Source organism: Enterobacter sp. Crenshaw (genome assembly GCF_024734705.1).
Classification (GTDB): Bacteria; Pseudomonadota; Gammaproteobacteria; order Enterobacterales; family Enterobacteriaceae; genus Enterobacter; species Enterobacter asburiae_B.
On the sequence record NZ_CP102932.1, the window covers coordinates 1,452,762 to 1,469,107 of the forward strand.

Sequence of the window (16,346 nt, forward strand, 5' to 3'; positions counted from 1 at the left end):
GTTAAATATAACCCGCGTTTCCTCTTAAACATAGCACAAAATAGCGAACGGTAAGGTCGGCGAGTATAAATGTCGGCATTCCGCATGAAATGCCGCACATTTTACGGGGGTTACCGGGTTGTATCGGCGGGTTTAGCGATTCTCAATCGACTGGCGCAGCGTGCCTGCCGGGGCATGAACGCTGCCGCCAACGTAGCGCACGTCGTCTACCGCCCAGCACTGTCCTTCACGGATCATCAGCACTTCATCCTGCCAGGTTTGGGTTCCCTGCTTCAGCTTCACGCGCAGCGGAATATTGCGGGCATCCGTGTTCGGGATGGTTGACGCGCTGGCTACTTCGGCGCTGTCCGGCAGCGTGGTGCGGCTGGAGAACGGATCGGATTTCAGCAATGTGTTGTGCTGAGGATCGCGGGTAGCGTCGTTAAGCAGTTTTGCCAGACCGTCGCTCAGATACGGGCGCAGGCCGGTGAGATCGTTGCTGCGGTGCTGAATGCGATAATCATAGAACTGCTGCGCCACGGCGTCCGGGCCACCCTCAATGCAGGGGCCGCTGCGGGTACCGATATCCTTAAAGGCTGGCGTGACCGTGGTGGTACAGGCGCTGAGCACCAGCGCGCAGGGCACCAAAAGTGTTAAAGCAGAATAGCGCATGTTGATTTCCTTATTTATTAACTATCCTTTCAATCATAGCGTAACGAACCGATAATGCTGTGCCTAAGGCATTGAACGCTAAAGAAGGAGAGAAACCATGCAGTTTTCAACAACGCCAACCCTGGAAGGGCAAACAATAACCGAGTATTGCGGTGTGGTTACCGGCGAAGCGATTCTCGGCGCCAATATCTTCCGCGACTTTTTCGCCGGTATCCGCGATATCGTTGGCGGCCGCTCGGGCGCATACGAAAAAGAGCTGCGCAAAGCGCGTGAAATCGCCTTTAAAGAGCTTGGCGAGCAGGCGGAAGCCCTCGGCGCTGATGCGGTTGTGGGGATTGATATCGACTACGAAACGGTCGGGAAAGATGCCAGCATGCTGATGGTGAGCGTAAGCGGTACGGCGGTGAAAACCCTTCGATGACGCGTTCGTTTGCCACGCTCCTGCTGGCGCTGCTGCTGGCAGGATGCGTCACGGAAAAAGGGATTATCGACAAAGGCGCCTACGAGCTGGACACGCGTCATCAGGCGCAGGCGGCTTACCCGCGTATAAAGGTGCTGGTGATCCACTACACCGCGGATGACTTTGACAGCTCGCTCGCCACGCTGACGGATAAGAACGTCAGCTCTCACTATTTGATCCCGGCTAAACCCCCTGCTCCGGACGGTAAGCCGCGCATCTGGCAGCTGGTGCCCGAAAGCGAACTGGCCTGGCATGCGGGCATCAGCTTCTGGCGCGGCACCAACCGGATTAACGATACGTCTGTCGGCATTGAGCTGGAGAACCGCGGCTGGCAAAAAACGTCGGGCGTTAAGCATTTTACGCCGTTTGAGCCGGCGCAAATTGCGGCGCTGGTGCCGCTCGCCAAAGACATTATTACCCGCTACAACATCAGGCCTGAAAATGTGGTGGCCCATTCCGACATCGCCCCGCAGCGCAAAGACGATCCCGGCCCGCTGTTCCCGTGGCGTGATCTGGCGCAGCAGGGGATTGGTGCATGGCCCGACCCGGCGCGGGTGGCGTTTTACCTGAACGGCAAGCCGCGCGACGAGCTCGTGGAGCCGAAGGTGTTGCTCGATCTGCTGGCGCGCTACGGCTATGAGGTGACCGATAACATGACGAACGCGCAGCAGAAGCGCGTTATCGTCGCGTTTCAGATGCATTTTCGCCCGGCGCGCTGGGACGGCGTGGCCGATCGCGAAACGCTGGCTATCGCGGAGGCGCTGCTGGAGCGCTACGGGCAGGGGTAATCCTTCGGGTTACCCGACTTCACCTTTATAGGGTCTTCTTTTGGACTGATTTTTTAATCACATTCACGTCGTAAATGTTTTATAGTTTCCTCAGTCGAAATTACTCGCAAACGTGGTTGACAATATATCAGCACGACAAATAAGAAATACGGATGTTCTAAAGTCTTAGCTTTACTTTACATTTGTTAAATGGACTACGCATTTAAGCGCTGTGATTGCACACGTTCACCTTTTTCAATTTAATATTAATAGGTATAACAATGTTAAGTATCTACAGTAAAAATAGCCGTCCACAAGCAGAACTTGACGCCCTTATCGCGGCAACTGAAGGTTTTGAAGAAAGAACCTTACGCAAATGGCAGCGTATCAGTACCGATAACAACGAAGATATTCATTTTATCGTTAGCGGTGAAGTTGAATTCCGCCGCGAGTCGGATGAACTGTGTATGTTCACCTTACAGAATAAATGTATTTTTGGTCTCTCCTCTATTTATTACAACTCAACGCATATGTACGGCCTGGTTCGTGCCAATACCGTGGTGCGCACCATTAAAAAAGATGATTTTGTCCGTCTGATAAGCGAAAAAAACCTGTGGGAAGCCTTGAGTAAAGTCCTCTCCTGGTACGTTTGCCTGCTCAGCAAGCGTGACGAAGTGCTGGTGGCCCGCAGCGCGTACTCGATTGTTCGCGAGTTCTTGCTGGAAATTAACGAACTGATTGTGCACCATCAGCGCGATATCAATATTTATGACTATATTCAGGAATATACCAGCCTGGCCCGCAGTACCATTATTAAAATTCTCGCCGACCTGAAGAAAGGTAATTATATTCAGGTTGAGAAAGGCCGCCTTATGTATTTATCAGCATTGCCGGAGAAATATTAATCGCTATTTGCCTCCTTTTTAACTGAAAGGAGGGCTATGGTTCATTACATTATTTGCCTGCGTTCCTGCCGTGGATTCATCTACAGGAGGCGCGGGCATTTTCCCTTGCGAATAATCTTTTTCCTGCTCTTTTAACGCCTTCATCAATAATGCCTTGATCGCCCCGTCATCAACTGTCTGACCGGTATTATCCCGTTCGGGGATAGCAGAATGGCTCACTTCTGTCCCTGGCAGTGTATCCCGGGAAAGATTATTCGGCATTTCACCGTCGGGCGCCTGCTGCCAGTCGGCATCGCCGCTATCAATGGGCATCTCCTGCAGCGGCGGCATCTCTTTTGTTACCGGTTCTGGCTTTGGTTCAGGCTGCGGGAACGGCTTACTGACATAGACATAATGCATATCCGATAGCGTCGTTTCTGGCTTAACGGCGCTCGCTTTTATTGGCTCAGGTGCCGGATGGCGCAGATCCCAGTAGAGATGAGCGTAGAGTCCCGCAGCGATCGTCATCACTATTCCCACCACCCAGAGCAGGGTGGTGCAGACTGCTTTTTTCAGCGAGGGGCGCCGGTAAGAAAACCAGACCGGTGCGTTCAGGGTATAGCTGCGCTGAGCAGCCAGAGTAATTGTCGACATTATGAATGTTTCTCCTGCGCGGTGGGGGTCGCAGATACATTTGCGGACTGAATAAGTACGCTTGGCGTAGTCCGGGTTTCACGCATTAACTGCATCAATGTATCTTCACCCGCAATCCCGTCCACGTGCAGATGCATTTTCTGCTGAAACTCGCGGGTACGTTGCATCAGTTCGGCCGTCCACGCCTTTGTATGGGTTTCGGGTAGATTCAGCGCCAGGCTAAGCTGCTGATCCATCCAGCCCAGATCTTTGGCGCTGCTTTCGGCGCTCACGGCATCTTTCCCCTGCGGCGTAAGGCGGTGCAATTGGGTGTAATTGCCGGTCGCATGCTGGTTAAACCAGCTACGGCTCACCTGCCAGGTGCGATTATTCATCAGCAGATCCAGCGAGTTATCATCTACTCTGGCCACCACGGCATAGTTCAGGTGATCGCCTGTTTTGATCTCGCCGATCCACGGGTAACCCTCTTTTGCCAGCTCCTCGACCGGAGCGCTGCCCTCCTTACACATCAGGTTGACCTGCCCGGCGTTCTGGCAGAGCGCCTCTTCCATCGTGGCGTCATAACCCCACATGGTATAGAGCTGATGCATCGCATCGGGCTTATTCACCACTTCATTATCAATAACCGGCACCGCTGGGGCGTCGGTTTTTGGCGTCTGCGGTTTCCAGCTGGCCATCACGGGCAGCTGTACCGGCAGTCTGGCGGTAATGGTGGGCATCAATGTCCAGCCGCAGGCGGCAAACAGTACGGAGGCAAAAAGGCCCATAACGGCAAGGCGTTTGCCCTTCGGTTTCGCCGGCAGAACTTCTCCTGCGGCGAGGCGCAGATGGCGCGGCGATACCTGCGCTGAACGCTCGGTCCAGGCGGCTAGCATCGCAAGGTGCGCCAGCTCGTTGAGTTTGCCTGTCTGTCCTTTGGTCAGAACATGCATCCTGCGCATGCGGGCCCGGGTGAACGGCGTCGCGTCGCTGCCATGCGCTTCACACTGGGCCTGAACATAGCTCAGGGACTCGCGGCAGGTGAGGGGCCGGAGCGTGTGGTGCGTATGAAGAGATTCACGCAACCCGGACTGCTGGAGGGCGGCTTCCTGGTCGGCCGATCCCATCAACACAACCGACAGAGCCACATCCAGCTCCTGCGCGCGGGTTAACAACATGGACAATGCCTCATGGCAATTCGCTTTCATCGACTGAATATGCGAAATGACCAGCACTTTACGCGTGGTTTTGCGGGACACCATCTCGTCCTGCCACTGACGCAGCACGGCATCAATAGCCTGGATCCGGGTTTTGCTCTCTTTAGTGGTGGCGTTGAGTTTATAGAGCAGGCCGCTGGCGCTGAGTTTTGGGAAGGCGTTAATGGCAAGCAGCGTGCCGTCATGCTTTTTCAGCGCATCGCAAAACTGCGAGGCGAGATAGCTGTCGTCGCTAAAGAGCGCAGTGACGCCTGTTGTCTGGCACTTCTCTTTCAGCAAACCGAACACATCCTGATGATACGGAACAAAAAAATCACCTGACATCCGGGTGATAGCCCGGAAAGGCTGGGTAGTGAAATTAAAATGGCGCATATACATAGCGTATTACCGTCTCTTTGATTCATAGCAAGGAGCCGGAAAAGTAAAGGATATAGGCGGAAGGGGCAATTTGAATGCAGGATAAAAATATTCTGTCTGCGCCTCTATCATAGGTTTATTTAACGATCAATCTTTTTCTAAATTATTGTTAGCGGAAGTGTGAATAGGCGGGAGTGAGGATACACATTAGTATTTACGCCACTTACTCATACAGCCCTGTGCTGTGAATTACTGACTGGCAGAAAGGCTCGTTAAAAAATGCGGATGTCATTTGTTACTCAATTGATTATGCCCTGCGTCATGTTTGTGCTGCTTATATTCTGCGGCCAGCAAGGGTATATGGTTTATAAAGATTATAAAAAAGTGACGAACAGGCTGTCTGATTCAAAAAAGACTATGCAAAAAAAAAGTCACGATGAAACCCAGTTTGTGCTTTTTACGCCGGCGGTGATGCCAGCGAAACAGCCAGCGGCGGTGAAAAAGCCGCTCAGTGCGGAAATCGAAGGTATTCTCAGCAGCGATGAAGCCTGGCTGTCCTTTGCGGTGATAAAAACTCCCGCAGGACAAAAGAGCTATCGCGAGGGCGAAATGCTCGCCGGTTTTGACAATGCCTATATTGCCGAAATTCATCCTGATAATGTGGTGGTGAATTATGAAGGCGCGCCGCAGGTTATTTCACTAAAAAAACCAGACTATTTCAAAGGCGGCGTTGACAGCGCCCCGGTAACCAAATCGAAGAAAGATGCAGGGTTAGATAATCTGCATCTGGATGATTATCTGGTGTTAAAACCATTAATCGAAAAAGGCCAGCTGGAAGGCTACAACATTAATCCACGCAATGCGTCGCCTTTCTACAGCCATGCTGGCCTGGAAAAAGGTGATGTGGTGGTAAAAGTTGACGATGTGGATATGACTAAAGAGGCGCAGGCAAAAGAGCTCGTTGCCCGCTGGTCAAAAATGAAAGAAGCGGATGTCGTTATCCGGCGTCACGCTCACCTTGAAAATATTCGGGTCAATGTTCTTAACAATTAATAAGTGTACAGACATGAAGAAATTTCCATGGGCGTGCGTAGCGCTGACCGCATTGTCGTTATATTCAGGTTCGCTGTTCGCGGCGAACTTTAGCGCCAGTTTTAAAAATACCGATGTCCGCGAATTTATCGATACCGTCGGGCGTAACCTCAATAAAACCATTCTGGTCGATCCTTCCGTTCAGGGAACGGTGTCGGTTCGCACCTACAACGTACTGACGGAAGATGAATATTACCAGTTCTTCCTGAGCGTGCTGGATCTCTATGGTCTGTCGGTGATTCCGATGGATAACGGGATGGTGAAAGTCGTGCGCTCTTCGGTGGCCCGCATGTCGGGCGCACCCATTGCCGACAGCAAAAACCCTGGCAAAGGCGACGAAGTCATCACCCGCGTGGTGCGGATGGAGAACGTCCCGGTACGTGAGCTGGCCCCCCTGTTGCGTCAGCTGAACGACGCCTCCGGCATCGGCAACGTGGTCCATTTTGAACCGTCAAACGTGCTGCTGTTAACCGGCAAAGCCTCGGTGGTTAACCGCCTGGTGGATCTGGTACAGCGTGTGGATCAAAGCGGCGTCCAGCGCCGTGAAATCGTGCCACTGCGTTTTGCCTCGGCCAAAGAGCTTTCTGACATGTTGAACAACCTCAACAACGAAGAGCAGAAAGGGCAAAACGCCCCGCAGCTGGCGACCAAAGTGGTCGCCGACGATGAAACTAACAGCCTGGTGATCAGCGGCAGCCCGGAGGCGCGTCAGCGCACCCGGACGCTGATCTCCCAGCTCGATCGCGAGCAGAACAACGAGGGCAACACCCGCGTCTTCTACCTGAAATACGCCAACGCCAGCAAAGTTGTGCCGGTGCTGACGGGGATCGGCGAGCAATTGAAGGATAAAGCGGGCGGTGGCAAGAGCAAAGCCGCGCCGATGGCAGGCGATCTGAATATTTCCGCCGACGAGTCGACCAATTCGCTGGTGATCACCGCTCAGCCAAACGTTATGAATTCGCTGGAAAAAGTGATCGACAAGCTGGATATCCGCCGTCCGCAGGTGCTGGTGGAGGCGATCATCGCCGAAGTTCAGGACGGTAACGGTCTGGATCTGGGCGTGCAGTGGACCAGTAAGCACGGCGGGGTCCAGTTTGGTTCGACCGGCCTGCCGATCAGCCAAATCAAGAAGTCAAAAGTCATTGGCAGCTATACGGGCCTGGCGACCGGTTTCTTTAACGGCGACTTTGGCGCGCTGATGACGGCGCTGTCCACTAACGGCAAAAACGACATTCTGTCGACGCCGAGCGTGGTGACGCTGGATAACAAAGAGGCGTCGTTCAACGTCGGTCAGGATGTTCCGGTCCTCTCCGGTTCACAGACCACCAGCGGCGATAACGTCTTTAACTCGGTGGAACGTAAAACCGTCGGTACGAAGCTGAAAATCGTACCGCAGATCAACGATGGCGACATGATCCATCTGAAGATCGAGCAGGAAGTTTCCAGCGTGGATAACACCTCGACGGCCGATGCCAGCCTGGGCCCAACCTTCAACACCCGCACCATCAATAACGAAGTGATGGTCCACAGCGGGCAGACGGTGGTGCTGGGTGGTTTGATGGAAAACGTCACCAAACAGTCGGTCTCGAAAGTGCCGTTGTTGGGCGATATTCCGGTGGTGGGTCAGCTGTTCCGCTATACCTCCCAGGACAGCGCCAAACGTAACCTGATGGTGTTTATCCACACCACCGTACTGCGCGACGACGACAACTACGGCGCGGCGTCGAAAGAAAAATATGAGCAGATCCAGGCGCGTCAGCAGCATCGTATGGAAGAGCACAAGCTGGGCATCGTAGAGAATGCGGATTCACCGATGCTGCCAGCCTATCCGTCCCAGAGCCGCGCCGCGCCGGTGAGCGCCAGTGCGCCGGTGTCGTCCCGCAACCCGTTTAAAGAGTAAGGCGCAAGCGATATGACCGAGATGAGTAATGCGCTCTGTACCAGCACCTGGGCGAAAGAGAACGGGGTCCTGTTCTATAACGATGAGGTTTATATCCGCGAGGATGCGCAGGCGTATGCCCTGCTGGAGATGCGCCGCGTGCTGGGGCGCTCCTATGCCCCGACGATCCTGACGGCGGAAGCGTTTGACGAACTGCTGACCAACATCTGGCAGCAGAACAGCGGCGTCTCGCAGCAGCTGGTGGACGACATGGACGCCGATATTGACCTGATGGCGTTAACCGAGGAGATCCCTGACAACGAAGATCTGCTCGATAACGACGAGAACTCGCCGGTGATCCGCCTGATCAACGCCATTATGGGCGAAGCGGTGAAAGAGGGGGCCTCCGATATTCATATCGAGACCTTCGAGCGCACCCTGAGCATTCGTTTTCGCGTTGACGGCGTGCTGCGTCCGGTGCTGCAGCCAGCGCGCAAGCTCGCGCCGCTGCTGGTGTCGCGTATCAAAGTGATGTCCAGACTGGACATCGCCGAAAAACGTCTTCCCCAGGACGGTCGTATCTCGCTGCGCATTGGTCGTAAGGCCATTGACGTGCGTGTCTCCACTATCCCGTCTCAGTACGGCGAACGCGTGGTGATGCGTCTGCTGGACAAAAGCAACCTTAAGCCGGACATCAACAAGCTCGGTCTGATTGACGAAGAGCTGGTGAAGTTAAAAGGACTGATTGAACGTCCGCACGGCATCATCCTGGTGACCGGCCCGACCGGTTCGGGGAAAAGCACCACCCTGTACGCGCTGCTGTCGGCGCTTAACGGCCATGAACGCAACATTCTGACCGTGGAAGACCCGATCGAGTATGAACTGGAAGGGGTCGGGCAGACCCAGGTCAACCCGCGCGTGGACATGACCTTTGCGCGCGGACTGCGCGCCATTCTGCGCCAGGACCCGGACGTGGTGATGATCGGGGAAATTCGTGACGGGGAAACCGCGCAAATCGCGGTACAGGCCTCGCTCACCGGACACCTGGTGATGTCCACGCTGCACACCAACAGCGCTGCGGGCGCTATTACCCGTCTGCGTGATATGGGGCTGGAGTCATTTTTAATTGGTTCGTCGCTGCTTGGCGTCATTGCCCAGCGTCTGGTGCGTCGGCTGTGTCCGCACTGTCGCACGACCAGTCCGCTGGATGACAATGAGAAAGCGCTGTTCACCTTTATGGAAACGCCGCCGAAAGCGATTTATCGCGCCGTGGGCTGTGAACAGTGTCGCCAGAGCGGCTACCAGGGACGCGCAGGCATCCATGAATTTCTGGTGGTCGACAGCGCCATGCGCCGTGCGATCCATGAAGATAAAGATGAGATGTCCATCGAAACGCAGCTTTTCAAAGAGGCGTACAGCCTGCGTGAAAACGGTCTGCTGAAGGTGATAACCGGCGTGACCTCGCTGGAAGAGGTGATGCGCGTCACCGCCGAGCGCGGGGGGGATGCGTAATGGCCTGGTATGCGTGGTCCGCGACGGACGCCGCGGGGAAAACCCAGCGCGGCACCCTGCAGGCCGAAGGGCCAAAGCAGGTGCGCCAGATGCTGCGCGAACAGAAGCTGATGCCAGTGAACATTGCGCCGACCAGCGATCCGGCGGCGGGAAAAAACGCCCGTAAAGGGGCAAAACTGTCGATTCCGGTGCTGTCGATGTTTACCCGACAGCTCGCGACGCTGGTCAATGCCGCGCTGCCGCTGGAGAGTGCGCTGAAGGCGATTGCGAAGCAGACGGAAGATAAAACCCTGGCGGCGATGGTGACCGAAATCCGCGACAAGATTGTGGAAGGTCACACGCTGTTCGACGCCTTCAGCCAGTTTCCGCGCAGCTTCGACAAGCTCTACTGCACCCTGGTGATGGCCGGTGAAAAGACCGGTCATCTCGGTGGCGTGCTGGAAAAGCTCGCCGAGTACAACGAGCAGCGCCAGAAGATGAAAAGCAAGCTCACTCAGGCGATGGTCTACCCCATCACCCTGACGGTGGTGGCGATCGCGGTGATCTCCATTCTGCTGGTCGCCGTGGTGCCGCAGGTCATCGACCAGTTCACCCACATGAAACAAGAGCTGCCGGTGACCACCCGCACGCTGATCGCGGTGAGCGACTTTTTACAGGCCTGGGGCATCGTTATTGCCAGCGGCCTGTTCGGGGCGTCGGCGAGCTTTAAATTTTGGATAAAAGTAGAAAAGAACCGGTTTGTTTACCATCGGTGGCTGTTGCTAAAGTCACCGCTGAAAAAACTGGTCTGCGCCATCAACAGCGCGCGCTACATCCGTACGCTGAGTATTTTGCAGGCCAGCAGCGTTCCGCTGCTGGAGGGGATGTACATCGCGATGGACGGGATTGAAAACCTCTATGCCCGGCAGGTGCTTGAGCAGGCGGCGGACACCGTGCGCCAGGGGGCTTCCCTCTACAACGCGCTGGAACAGGCGAAAATTTTTCCACCCACCATGCTCTACATGGTGGCCTCCGGGGAGGAGAGCGGCGAGCTGGGCTCGCTGATGGATCGTGCGGCGGAAAACCAGGAATCTGCATTACAGCATCGAATTACGTTAACGCTGTCGGTATTTGAACCGGCACTGGTAGTAACTATGGCGACCGTTGTTTTATTTATCGTTCTTTCAATATTACAACCGCTTCTTCAACTTAATAATATGGTGGGTTAATCATGTCTTTGAAAAAAAATAGCCTGAAGCGTCAGGCGGGGTTCACGCTGCTCGAATTAATGGTAGTTATCGTTATTCTCGGTGTGCTGGCCAGTATGGTTGTGCCTAATTTAATGGGCAATAAAGAAAAAGCCGATATTCAGAAAGCGACCAGCGATATTGTGGCGCTGGAAGGTTCGCTGGATATGTACAAACTCGACAATCATCGCTATCCGACCACCGAGCAGGGGTTGCAGGCGCTGGTGACCAAACCTGAAATTGCGCCTATTCCGAAAGGCTACCGTGACGATGGCTATATTCGTCGCCTGCCGCAGGATCCATGGGGCAATGACTATATTCTGGTCAGCCCGGGTGAACATGGCGCTGTTGATATTTTCTCAGCCGGTCCGGATGCAGAAGCTAATACTGCCGACGATATCAGCAACTGGTCTTTTGATAAAAAAGCTAAGTAATGAATAAGCAACGTGGATTTACCCTGCTGGAAATTATCGTGGCGCTGGTGATATTCGCCCTGAGCGCCATGATGGTGGTCACTACCATTCCATCACGCAGCGGCGCAGATACATTTGGTCAGCAGCTAAAATCCCTCGTTGAATATGGTTCTGACCGTGCGGTAATGGACGGAAATATTGTCGGGCTGGTGATGACCTCGTCAGAATTTGAACTGGTGACGCAGGTTGTAAATAACGGCGAGCGCCACTGGGCACCGTTAAAGTCGGGGCGGATCGCCACACGCGGCGAGTTTCCTGAGGAGATGCATGTCTCCCTCTCATCGCGAACGCTGGCGGCCACGCTGGACGATGAACCGCAAATCATTTTTTTGCCGGACGGCGAGCTTAGCCGCTTCACGCTCAGCCTCGAAAGCCTGGATAAAAAGCAGCGCTTTCACGTGACGTCACAGGGCTCTGTTCCCGTGGTGGTGGAAAACGATGACTAAACGCAAAACCAAAGAGCAGGGGATGACCCTGCTGGAAGTGATGGTGGCGCTGGTGATTTTCTCCACCGCGGCGCTGGCGCTGATGAACTCCGTCACCCTGAACGTGCGCTTTACCCACAGCCTGTCGGAAACGCTGCAGGCCGGCTGGGTGGCGGAAAATCAGCTGGCGCAAGCGCAGCTGGCTCAGACCGACTTCCCGGACGCCGAGCAGGTGGGTACCGAAACCATGGGCGGACAAACCTGGACCTGGCATATCCAGCGGGTGAAAACCGCCGAAAATACCTTTGCCGATGAGGTACGGGTTTACAGCGAAGCAAGCGATGCGCAACCGGTGGTGGCGCTTCAGCTCGCCGAACCGGAGGTAGATCGTGAGTAAGGTGCAGCGTCAGCAGGGCTTTACCCTGCTGGAAATTATGATTGCGCTGGCCATCTTCGCGGTGATCAGCATTCTCGCCTGGCAAACGCTCGACGGCGCGATGCGGACCTCGACGGCCAGCGACGAGGCGGCGACAAAAGTGACGGCGCTTCAGCGCACGTACAACCTCCTCTCGCGTGACTTTTATCAGCAACAGGCGCGCGCGCCGCGCAACAGCGGCGAGGTGTTCGTCCAGCAGCAGAATGGGGTGGAAATGACAACCCTGAACGGCATTAGCGGCCAGGTGCAGCTGGAGCGGGTGCGCTGGACGTTAAAGGACAAGCGCGTGTGGCGCAACGTCTGGGCTGCTATCGACGGTCCTGCCAGCGCGCAGCCGGAAGAAGTGCCGATTCTGAGCGATGTGAAAGAGATGAAATGGCGCTTCTGGCACGAAGGCTGGAAGGAAAAATGGACCGACATCGCCCATCAGCCTGATGGCGTTGAGCTGAATCTGACCATGGAAAACGGCGAAACCTGGCGCTGGGTTTTTCTCACTCCCGGCGATATGCCTGAGATCCAGACCGCGCCAAAAGAGACGAATGCGGACCCGGCGCAGCCGGCAGCGGAGAATGCGGCCCAGCCCGTAACAACCCCGCAGCCCGATACGGCAGTCGATCCAGGAGTGAGTTCATGAGCGGCAAAACAGCGCGAAAAGAGCGTGGCGTGGCGCTGCTGGTGGTGCTGATCTTGCTGGTGATGATGTCCGCCCTGGCGGCGAAAATCAGTCAGCAGTTCTGCCGCCACCTGCAAAAAACGCATTATCAGGTCAGCCAGCAGACGCTGCGCTGGGCCATTGCCCGTCAACAGAAGGTACTGGAAAACGTGTTGCAGAAAGCGGCCAGTTCAGAAGGGGCGGGGCTGTCGCCGCAAGGTGACTGGGCACAGCCGCTGAAAACCCACGGGGATAATTACACCGTGGTGAGTCAGGTGGAGGATGCCCGGACCTGCTTTAACGTCAATAGTCTGCTGGGCGGTGACGCGGCGCCAGCGGCCCCGGCCGACCCAACTGCGCTGCCGGAAAAACCGGTCAAAGAGCAGATTATCGAACAGCTGCTGGCTGAAAGTGGCGTCGGTACGCTGGCGGCAGAAGAGATTTACCAGCAGCTGGTGGATTATCTTGACGCCGACGACGTGACGGCGAAACAGGGCCAGGAGGCCGACGCCTGGGCGAGCGTGACGCCCGCCCGCGGTCCGGCGAATCAAATGATGCGCACCATCAACGAAATCAGACTGCTGCCCGCCTTTCCGCAGGCTGCGTGGCCGAAGGCTGGCAAGCTGCTGTGCGCCTTGCCGGATACGGATGGCAACATAAATGTCAATACCTTAACACGCGAACAGGCGCCGCTGCTGGCGGCGGTTTTTACCGGCGTGCTAAACACGGACGACGCTGCCCGCCTGATCGATTCACGCCCGGAGGAGGGGTGGGCGTCGCTGGAGGCATTCAGCAAAGTGCTGGAGAGCAACTATCCGCAGACCAAAGATATCCTGGCGCAGATTCAGGACAGGGTTGCGGTCAACAGTCGCTATTTTCGGGTGGAAACCACCGGCAATACCGATGATTTAACGCTGCGCGTCGTCAGCCAGCTTCACGTTGACAGTGAGGCTGGCAAGGTCGTGACCTGGCAACGCCGCTACCGAATGGTTGAATAAGATAAGTAGATGATAATGAAAAAGGTGCTTTTTATTCGTCCCGACACCCGTGAGGACGGCAAAATCTGGTGGTGTGAATCCGGTAACGATCGGGTGGAATATCTGACGGGCTGGAGCGCACTGAGCGAACTTTCCTGCCACCCGCTTTCTCAGCAGGTGTGCCTGCTGCTGCCGGCGAGCGAGACGATCTTTCGTCATTTTACCCTGCCGAAAAAAGGACTTTCCGCCCAGACGGCGCAGTTCTCATGGATGGCGGAAGAGACGCTGCTCGGCGAGGTGGATACGCTGCACTGGACGGTGCTGAACAAAAAGGGGCCGGAGGTGGATGCCGTGGCCATCGACGCTAAACGTCTGCGCCACTGGCTGGAGCTGTTCGCTCAGGCGGGGCTCACGGTGGCCCAGGCGCTGCCGGATGCCTGGCTGCTGCCGGTGAGCGAAGGGGGCACGACGCTGGTGAGCCTGGAGGAGAGCTACTGGCTGCGTTTTTCCCCCGGCAGCGCTGGCGAAGCCGATACGGTCCTGCTGCCGCTGCTGTTGAGTAAATGCCGGGCGGGTGAGGTGTGCTGCTACGGCGATGCGCCGCAGGAGGTACAGGTGGATGAACGGCTGGCGTGGCAGCATCCGCTGGTGCTGATCCAGCCCCAGTGGCAGGGCTGTCGTATCAACATGCTGCACGGGGAGTTTTCCGGGCGCAGCGCCAGCGGTCCGCGTTTTCGCCACGCGAAAAAGGCCCTCGCGGCGGCGGCGCTGCTTTGCGTCGGACTGCTGATCGGCCCCCGCGTTGGTATGGCGTGGATGCTCACTCATCAGCAAAACGAGATCCACCGGGAGATGACCACCGTAGCGCAGCACTATTTCCCGACCCTGCGCCAGACCAGCAACCTGAAATACTACGTCGGGCAAAATATCAGCAAGGCGAAGAAAGGGATCTTCCTGCAGCTCGAAGCGCTGAATCAAATCAGGCAGTCATTGCCGTCTCTGGAGATCAATAGCGCGGAATATGACGAAACGCAAAATCAGCTGACGCTGAATGTGAAATCCATGGATAAACAGACCCTGCAGGATTTTGTCGCCCGCAGCGCCGATACCTTTGAATTTACGATGCAGCCGATTTCCGGCGAGGCGCCTTATACCGCCATTATTACCGGGAGCTATAAATGAAAACGCAAATAGCCCAGCTAAAAAACCGCTGGCAACATTACAGTCCACGCGAGCGTAATTTATTTAAACTCTGCGGCGGGGCACTCTGCTGCGCGATGGTTTATTACGGTGCGATGATGCCGCTCGATACTCTCATCAAAAATAACGAGGCCGTGTTATTTAAGCAGAAGCAGACGCTGAACTGGATGCGCCAGGAAATTGATAAAAACCATCTCCAGTCCAGAATCGTCAATACCCCGAACCCGCGCAGCGTGGTGGAAGAAAGTGCCAAAGTCGTGCACGTCGCGTTGACAAACGTGCGTCAGGAAGAGCAGTCGCTGACCTTTGATGTCGAGCGCGTCAGCGTTTCTGCCCTGCAAAACTGGCTGCGTGAGATGAACGTCTCTTCCGGTATCCATCTGGAGAAACTCGCGTTGACGCCGGTGGATCGTCAGAGTGACGTGAAAGCGCACATTACGCTGAGCTGGGCGAAAAGCGCATGAACCCACTAATGCTGTTGCAGCAGGCGAATCTGCAGGGTCTGTGCGTCATGAGCGGAGCGCTGGGCGCGATCCTCGGCAGTTTCCTCGGCGTCGTGGCGGAGCGTATTCCGCCGCTGGTAATGGAAGAAGAGGGGGCAGGCAATCTGCTGTTTCCCGCCTCTCACTGCCCGGAATGCAACCACGCCCTGAGCGCGTGGGAAAATATTCCCATCATTAGCTGGTGTGCGCTGCGCGGCCGCTGCCGCCACTGCCATAGCGCGATTCCGCTGCGACTGCTGCTGGTGGAAGTCTGTAGCGCTCTCTTCTTTGCCGCCAGCGCCGCGCTGGCGCCGTCGTTTTTGGCGCTGATCGCGCTGTGGGTGATGTGGAGTCTGCTGCTGCCGCTGGTGGTGATCGACGCGCGCCATATGCTGCTGCCGGACTGTCTGACCCAGCCGCTGCTGTGGACGGGGCTGATGTTCCATGCCCTGTTCCGTACGCTACCGCTGACCGATGCTATCTATGGCGCGGTGGCGGGATATCTGTCGCTCTGGCTGGTTTACTGGGCATTCCGCCTGCTGACCGGCCGGGAAGGATTAGGCTATGGTGATTTTAAGCTGCTTGCGGCGCTGGGCGCCTGGTGCGGCTGGCAAGCGTTACCTTCTATCGTGCTGATCGCGGCGCTGGGGGGCATTATCATGCATTGCCTGTTAAAGCCCTTTGAGAATAAAAATAACCTTATTTCCTTTGGTCCATATATTGCATTTTCCGGGCTGGTTGTATTTATCGCGCAAATTCCACACCTCATCTTTTAAATAATGCAGTCAAGTTTTTTTTGAAATTTTTTCATCGGGGGAATGAAAGGCGAAAATAAATTCCCCGCTGTATTCTTCTCTACGCAATAAAACATTTGTCGAAGTTTATAAGTGGAGGAAGGTACAGCGCAATAATAAGCAGGTCTTTCGCGAACCAGAAACGTTCACGATTAATTTATCAGTAAATAACGTTTGTCCATGTTTAATGGAAAAGCATGGGTATTTAATTTCACAAATCGTATTATCA

General features: G+C 55.4%; 18 protein-coding genes. 15 read left to right on the plus strand and 3 right to left on the minus strand.

Features of this window, described 5'->3' with window-relative positions:
* Nucleotides 1-132: 132 nt before the first annotated feature.
* Nucleotides 133-651, minus strand: coding sequence for a lipoprotein (locus tag NWV12_RS06835; RefSeq protein WP_048979686.1), 519 nt, complete (start codon nucleotides 649-651; stop codon nucleotides 133-135).
* A gap of 97 nt (nucleotides 652-748) precedes the next feature.
* Between NWV12_RS06835 and NWV12_RS06840 the strand changes: the two genes are divergently transcribed.
* The 3 genes from NWV12_RS06840 (at nucleotide 749) to NWV12_RS06850 (ending at nucleotide 2,783) form a co-directional block, all read left to right on the plus strand.
* On the plus strand, nucleotides 749-1,072 hold the full coding sequence (locus tag NWV12_RS06840; protein ID WP_023310944.1) for a heavy metal-binding domain-containing protein: 324 nt from the start codon (nucleotides 749-751) through the stop codon (nucleotides 1,070-1,072).
* Nucleotides 1,069-1,899, plus strand: coding sequence for an N-acetylmuramoyl-L-alanine amidase (locus NWV12_RS06845; RefSeq protein ID WP_048979688.1), 831 nt, complete (start codon nucleotides 1,069-1,071; stop codon nucleotides 1,897-1,899). The genes NWV12_RS06840 and NWV12_RS06845 overlap by 4 nt, the downstream gene beginning before the upstream one ends.
* A 260-nt stretch (nucleotides 1,900-2,159) precedes the next feature.
* Nucleotides 2,160-2,783 carry a helix-turn-helix domain-containing protein gene (locus tag NWV12_RS06850; protein ID WP_058842134.1) on the plus strand — a complete coding sequence of 208 codons (624 nt, stop codon included), beginning with the start codon at nucleotides 2,160-2,162 and terminating at the stop codon, nucleotides 2,781-2,783.
* Between the two features lie 18 nt (nucleotides 2,784-2,801).
* Here NWV12_RS06850 and NWV12_RS06855 read toward each other — a convergent pair whose 3' ends face one another.
* Together NWV12_RS06855 and NWV12_RS06860 are read right to left on the minus strand one after the other, a co-directional pair.
* A complete protein-coding gene (locus NWV12_RS06855; protein WP_048979692.1) occupies nucleotides 2,802-3,416 on the minus strand; it encodes a hypothetical protein in 615 nt (204 codons plus the stop codon).
* Nucleotides 3,416-4,990 (minus strand): ExeA family protein, encoded by a 1,575-nt coding sequence (locus NWV12_RS06860; protein WP_101744457.1) that lies wholly within the window; start codon nucleotides 4,988-4,990, stop codon nucleotides 3,416-3,418. The genes NWV12_RS06855 and NWV12_RS06860 overlap by 1 nt, the downstream gene beginning before the upstream one ends.
* A gap of 300 nt (nucleotides 4,991-5,290) precedes the next feature.
* Here NWV12_RS06860 and gspC point away from each other — a divergent pair, with 300 nt between their 5' ends.
* From gspC to NWV12_RS06920, 12 genes are read left to right on the plus strand one after another with little or no spacing between them, the layout of a single operon-like run.
* Complete coding sequence (gspC, locus tag NWV12_RS06865; RefSeq protein WP_101744458.1) at nucleotides 5,291-6,022, plus strand: type II secretion system protein GspC; 732 nt, start codon at nucleotides 5,291-5,293, stop codon at nucleotides 6,020-6,022.
* Nucleotides 6,023-6,035: 13 nt separating this feature from the next.
* Complete coding sequence (gspD, locus tag NWV12_RS06870) at nucleotides 6,036-7,961, plus strand: type II secretion system secretin GspD (RefSeq protein WP_101744459.1); 1,926 nt, start codon at nucleotides 6,036-6,038, stop codon at nucleotides 7,959-7,961.
* 12 nt (nucleotides 7,962-7,973) lie between these two features.
* Complete coding sequence (gene gspE / locus NWV12_RS06875) at nucleotides 7,974-9,452, plus strand: type II secretion system ATPase GspE (protein ID WP_101744460.1); 1,479 nt, start codon at nucleotides 7,974-7,976, stop codon at nucleotides 9,450-9,452.
* Nucleotides 9,452-10,660: a type II secretion system inner membrane protein GspF gene (gspF, locus tag NWV12_RS06880; RefSeq protein WP_101744461.1), complete on the plus strand. Its 1,209-nt coding sequence runs from the start codon at nucleotides 9,452-9,454 to the stop codon at nucleotides 10,658-10,660. Before gspE ends, gspF begins: the two co-directional genes overlap by 1 nt.
* Nucleotides 10,661-10,662: 2 nt before the next feature.
* On the plus strand, nucleotides 10,663-11,112 hold the full coding sequence (gene gspG / locus NWV12_RS06885; protein ID WP_072196680.1) for a type II secretion system major pseudopilin GspG: 450 nt from the start codon (nucleotides 10,663-10,665) through the stop codon (nucleotides 11,110-11,112).
* Entirely contained in the window at nucleotides 11,112-11,597 is a 486-nt protein-coding gene (gene gspH / locus NWV12_RS06890; RefSeq protein ID WP_023310954.1) for a type II secretion system minor pseudopilin GspH, read from the plus strand. Before gspG ends, gspH begins: the two co-directional genes overlap by 1 nt.
* Entirely contained in the window at nucleotides 11,590-11,973 is a 384-nt protein-coding gene (gene gspI / locus NWV12_RS06895; RefSeq protein WP_023310955.1) for a type II secretion system minor pseudopilin GspI, read from the plus strand. The genes gspH and gspI overlap by 8 nt, the downstream gene beginning before the upstream one ends.
* Complete coding sequence (gene gspJ / locus NWV12_RS06900; protein WP_096151227.1) at nucleotides 11,966-12,646, plus strand: type II secretion system minor pseudopilin GspJ; 681 nt, start codon at nucleotides 11,966-11,968, stop codon at nucleotides 12,644-12,646. The genes gspI and gspJ overlap by 8 nt, the downstream gene beginning before the upstream one ends.
* Complete coding sequence (gspK, locus tag NWV12_RS06905) at nucleotides 12,643-13,662, plus strand: type II secretion system minor pseudopilin GspK (RefSeq protein WP_101744462.1); 1,020 nt, start codon at nucleotides 12,643-12,645, stop codon at nucleotides 13,660-13,662. Before gspJ ends, gspK begins: the two co-directional genes overlap by 4 nt.
* Before the next feature lie 15 nt (nucleotides 13,663-13,677).
* Nucleotides 13,678-14,823, plus strand: a complete 1,146-nt coding sequence (gspL, locus tag NWV12_RS06910) for a type II secretion system protein GspL (RefSeq protein WP_101744706.1) — start codon at nucleotides 13,678-13,680, stop codon at nucleotides 14,821-14,823.
* Complete coding sequence (gene gspM / locus NWV12_RS06915; RefSeq protein WP_033145062.1) at nucleotides 14,820-15,305, plus strand: type II secretion system protein GspM; 486 nt, start codon at nucleotides 14,820-14,822, stop codon at nucleotides 15,303-15,305. Before gspL ends, gspM begins: the two co-directional genes overlap by 4 nt.
* The gene (locus NWV12_RS06920; RefSeq protein WP_101744463.1) at nucleotides 15,302-16,099 is read left to right on the plus strand and encodes an A24 family peptidase; all 798 of its coding nucleotides are present in this window, start codon (nucleotides 15,302-15,304) and stop codon (nucleotides 16,097-16,099) included. Before gspM ends, NWV12_RS06920 begins: the two co-directional genes overlap by 4 nt.
* Nucleotides 16,100-16,346 lie beyond the last annotated feature (247 nt).